The organism is Megasphaera sp. DJF_B143, assembly GCF_900320625.1.
Classification (GTDB): Bacteria; Bacillota; Negativicutes; order Veillonellales; family Megasphaeraceae; genus Megasphaera; species Megasphaera hexanoica.
Genome location: NZ_ONTA01000289.1, coordinates 1 through 5,023 on the forward strand (window position 1 = coordinate 1; position 5,023 = coordinate 5,023).

4 protein-coding genes are annotated in these 5,023 nt (G+C 52.1%); all 4 read right to left on the reverse strand.

Annotation, left to right across the window (positions count from 1 at the left end; genetic code table 11):
- Nucleotides 1-2,477, reverse strand: a 2,477-nt coding sequence (locus DBO31_RS08395) for a glutamate synthase central domain-containing protein (RefSeq protein ID WP_304466352.1), incomplete at its 3' end; no start/stop codon positions are given.
- Nucleotides 2,478-2,838: 361 nt separating this feature from the next.
- Nucleotides 2,839-3,294, reverse strand: a complete 456-nt coding sequence (locus DBO31_RS08400; RefSeq protein ID WP_369907372.1) for a uracil-DNA glycosylase — start codon at nt 3,292-3,294, stop codon at nt 2,839-2,841.
- A gap of 69 nt (nt 3,295-3,363) precedes the next feature.
- A complete protein-coding gene (locus tag DBO31_RS09520; RefSeq protein WP_369907373.1) occupies nt 3,364-3,531 on the reverse strand; it encodes a hypothetical protein in 168 nt (55 codons plus the stop codon).
- On the reverse strand, nt 3,528-5,023 hold a 1,496-nt coding region (locus DBO31_RS08405), incomplete at its 5' end, for a glycosyltransferase family 39 protein (RefSeq protein ID WP_150824922.1). The genes DBO31_RS09520 and DBO31_RS08405, both read right to left, overlap by 4 nt.

Genomic DNA, 5,023 nt, shown 5'->3' on the forward strand with positions numbered 1-5,023 from the left:
TGCAGAAGCTGGACTGCCTGGGGATCGATGATATGAGCCTGTCCGCCTTTGCGGTACTGATAGATATCTCCCTTTGGCAGGGTATCACCGCCAGAAAAAGCAGCTTCATGACGCAGGGCGTTTTCTTTGGCTATTTCTTTCAGGCCGATGCCGCCAATGGGGCTGGGCGTATTGACAAAATACTTCTGGATCAGATCGCGGCTGATACCGACGGCTTCAAAAATCTGGGCGCCGTGGTAGCTGTGTATGGTGGAAATGCCCATTTTGGACATGACGGCCAGCATGCCGTTGACCGAGGCCTGGATATAGTTTTCCCGAGCTTCCTCGCAGGAGATTTTCCCCAGTTTCTTCTTTGCAGCCAGTTCTTTGATGGATTCCAGTGCTACATACGGATTGACGGCGGTGATGCCATAGCCGACGAGAGTGCAGAAATGATGAATTTCCCGTGGTTCCCCTGATTCCAGGATGAGACCGACATCGGAACGGACGGTCTTGCGGATGAGGAAATGATGGAGTGCAGCCGTAGCCAGCAGGGCCGGGATGGCAGCCATGCGGGAATTGATGCCCCGGTCGGACAGAATCAGGATATTGGCACCGTTGCGGATAGCTTTCAGCGCGTCGATACAGAGTGATTCGATAGCCGTTTCCATAGCGTCGGGGCCGCCGCCTACGGGATACAGCATAGAAATGACCGATGTGTGGAGCTTATCTGTCATGAGTGATTTGATGACCGCCATTTCTTCATTGGTGAGAATAGGTCGTTTCAGGTAGAGAGCGGCCGTGTTTTCGTCATCGGGATCCATGATATTGGCGACGTTCCCTGCCATGACGAGTGAACTCATGACGATGTTTTCCCGTACGCCGTCGATGGGCGGATTGGTGACCTGGGCGAAGTTTTCCTGGAAATAATCATACAGCAGCTGGGGACGGTCCGACAGAACGGGCAGGGATACGTCCATCCCCATCGAGTCAATGGGCTGCTTGCCATCGCGGGCCATTGGCAGGATGATTTTATCCATGTCTTCCTGCGTATAGCCAAAGACCATTTCCTGTTCTTTCAAATCGTATGGTATCGTCTTGTCACTGCCGATGAGATTCTGGCGGGACATGAGATCGTCCAGATCGATGACGTGCTTTTTATACCATTCCCCATAGGGAAATTCCGTAGCAATCTGCTGCTTGATTTCTTCATCGTCGATGATGCGCTGCTGCTGCGTATCGACGAGGAGCATTTTCCCTGGCTGAAGACGGCCTTTATAAAGAACATCTTCCGGCGGAATGGAGAGTGCCCCTACTTCCGAACTGGCGATGACCCGGTCGTCGCGGGTGACATAATAGCGGGCAGGACGCAGGCCGTTGCGGTCGAGCATGCCGCCGATGACGATGCCGTCACAGAATCCGATAGCGGCAGGGCCGTCCCACGGTTCAATCATGAAGTTATGATAGCGGTAGAAATCCCGTTTTTCCTTGCTCATGAGCGGGTCTTTTTCCCATGGTTCGGGAATCATCATCATCATGGCATGGGGAAGGGAGTGTCCTGTCATATACAGATATTCCAGGCAGTTGTCGAACATAGCCGAATCACTGCCGCTGTCATCGACGACGGGAAAGACCTTTTCCAGATCTGGAAAATCACTGGATTTGGATTTGCTTTCCCGGGCATTGAGCCAGTTTACATTCCCCTGGATGGTGTTGATTTCTCCGTTGTGGACGATATAACGGTTCGGATGGGCCCGGGCCCAGCTGGGGAATGTATTGGTGCTGAACCGGGAGTGGACGAGTGCCATGGAGGTCGTAAAATCCAGGTCGGACAGGTCCAGATAAAAATGGCGCAGCTGGATAGAAGTCAGCATGCCTTTATAGACAATGGTCCGCGAAGACAGACTGGCAATGTAGAAATCGGAGCCCTTTTCCTGACTGGCCGGGATGATCTTCTTTTCCGCCATCTTGCGGATGACATATAACTTGCGTTCAAAATCCATCGGGTTGGTCATAGCGGGATCTTTGCGGATAAAGACCTGCAGAAAATGAGGACGGATTGTCTTGGCGATGCTCCCGATGAGGCTTTCATCGACTGGTACGTCACGCCAGCCGAGGATGGACAGGCCTTCTTCTTTGACAATCTTTTCAAATTCTTCCATCTGCTTCTTGCGGAATGTTTCGTAGCGATGGGCAAAAATCATACCGACACCATATTCTCCTTCTGGCGGCAGGGTAAAGCCCAGGACTTCACATTCCCGGCAGAAGAACTGATGCGGTATCTGTACGAGGATTCCTGCACCGTCACCGCTCTGGGCATCGGCGCCTTCAGCGCCGCGGTGCTTCAGATTTTCCAGGATGGTTAGAGCCTGGTCGATGATATCATAAGATTTTTTCCCCTTCATATTGACGACGAAGCCAATGCCACATGCATCGTGTTCGAATGCCGGATCGTACAGCCCCTGCGGTGCCGGCAGATCACGTAATTTTTTATACATATCGATTCCCCCTCTTCATATCCCCCCGGTACAACGCAGATGTATTTTTATAACGCATACAATAAACGTTGTACAGATTGGAATTTATTATAAAGGTGAAATGTCGTTGTGTCAATAAAAAATTCAAAAATAATATTGTATACATTGATAAAAATAAAGACATACAGCTAAAATAGTTTACCTTTTATTGAATTTGCGATAAAATAAAATCATTTTAACTATGATAAATAATCATAAAATGAGAGCGTCGATGATGCCGGTGATTTCTGTACCTGTATAGAATATGCAAAAAAAGACCGCACACCATGAGCCTTGGGTTCATGGCAATACGGTCTTATCAGGATAGGCAATAGAATTCGTTTTATACAGTTTTAATCAGCTCGGCAAATTGTTTCCGGAACAGGCCGGCTCCGCCGTTGGCCGGATGACGAGTAGCAATGGCATCAATGCCGGCGCTTTGCAGTGTCTCTGCTGCCTTGCGGCCGATGGCACCGATACGCAGGGGCTGTTGACAGAGCGCGAGGAGCTGGCGGGTGTACGCGAGGCCTGCCGATAATTCTTCATCCGTCGGTGTGCGGTTGGAAAAGGGCGAATCCTTGTGGGGATGAAAGGGAAAAATATTCCAGAGCAGGACGTCCCGCGGATTGAGACCGTTGTCCAGGATGGCACCCCATACGTACGTATCTGTCGGTTCATTCATGCCGTGATCTCTCTGGGGGCGGCTGGTCATATACGGAGAGTCGGGACGGCTCGTGCGCTGTCCTGCATGGCCCAGGACCATGGCACTGGTCACTTGTTTGTGGGCGTCGAGGAGCATCCGTTCGCATGTGATGGCAATGCCCGTAAACCGGCATCCCTGATATCCCTCGGCTTCGGCGACAAAGAGTTATCGGGCCTGCCCGATACGCTGGGCCAGATACTCCTGCAGCTGGTGACGGCGGATTTCCGGTGCCTGTGGTCCCAAATCGCACGTACGGTCATAGTCCCGCCAGGGGTTGCATACAGCCGGGCTGGTATACGTCTGGAGAGAGTGAATGAAATCTTCTATGGTCATGGCAAAGCCTCCTTTGTGTAAAACAGGTAACAAGCGCCTATCTTTCCGGCTTCTCTGGTAAGGGGATAAAATTCTGACTGGACATAATCGCTATAACGGCCCCGTGGCACGAGGATGGTTACCCTTTCCCCTGCCGAAAGGCGCGCCATGAGACGCGGGCTGTCTTCTTCCGGGAAGGGGTGTTTGCCAGCCCAGACAGAAGAACGGTGCAGCCGGGCATTTTCATCGTATCCGGCCGGCTCTGTATACAAAGCGGTACGGCCCGTGTAATAGGCAAAGGATGTGCGGTACTCTTCAAAGAAGTAGAGCTGCCCCTGTAAGGCTTCTTCCTGATGGAGAAATGCCGATGCCGACCGATAATCATAGAACGGTACCAGGCCCTGATAGAGGACCAGAATATAGATGACAGCCGTGCCGATGGAAGTCATGACAGGCAGTGCCGGGAAGGCATGAGTCTTCTGGGCAGCCAGGAGCAGGACGATGGAAAGGGAGATGAATATGTACAATCCGGTCCAGCTTCCGGGAACGAAGGCCGCCTTTTTGAATAATAAGGGAGCAGCGGCGAAGAGCAGCCACCAGATGATGGCAGGCCCGGTAAGAATCGTCCAGAACCGGGCCCTGTTTTTTTCATATAAATCTCCGATACCTAATACGGCAAACAGGAGAAGCGGAATATTGGCAATATAGGCGTAGGTAGGATATTTCGTTGCAACGAGAGTATAGAACAATATCGTTCCCAGTGCCCAGATCATCATGAACTGATATTCGGCGCCATCATGACGGCGATGCCATGCTCCGTAAAGTGCGGGCCCGGTCCAGGGAAGCAGACTGACGGGGACGAGCACCAGATAATAATACCAGACGTTGACTTCCGGGTGTTCCGATGCGGTGGCTCTGGCTACATTGTGCAGTCCCAGGAATCCGTCGATAAAATCGTTTCCGTGGAGCTGATACATGATTCCGTACCAGGGCAGACAGAGTAGGAGAAACAAGGCAATTCCCTGAGGCTGGAAAATCCGGCGCAGCAGTGATGCATCACGGCGCAGGGTGGCAAAGACCAGTAAAAAGGCACCGGGCAGGACGATGCCGACCGGGCCTTTGGTAAGAACGGCCAGGGCGGCCATGGCATAGGCGGCCGTCATGTAGGGGCTCCGATTTTCTGTCAGGCCGATATAGGCAAAAAACAGGGTGGCTTCTGTAAAGAAGAAGAGAATCTGATCAGTAATGATAGAATGGGATACGGCCCAGACCTCCAGACTGGTGGCCATGACGGCGGCTCCCAGGACAGCCAGTTCCCGCCGGGTGCCACGGTGCAGCAGATACCAGGAAAACAGGACGACCGATCCCATGCCGAACACGGCTCCCGGCAGGCGGGAAGCAAAATCGCTGAATCCCAGCAGCGTATAAGACAGGCTGAGCATCCAATAGATGAAAATCGGTTTATCATACCAGAATGTATCGAAAATCCGGGGAGAAATCCAATCGCCGGACA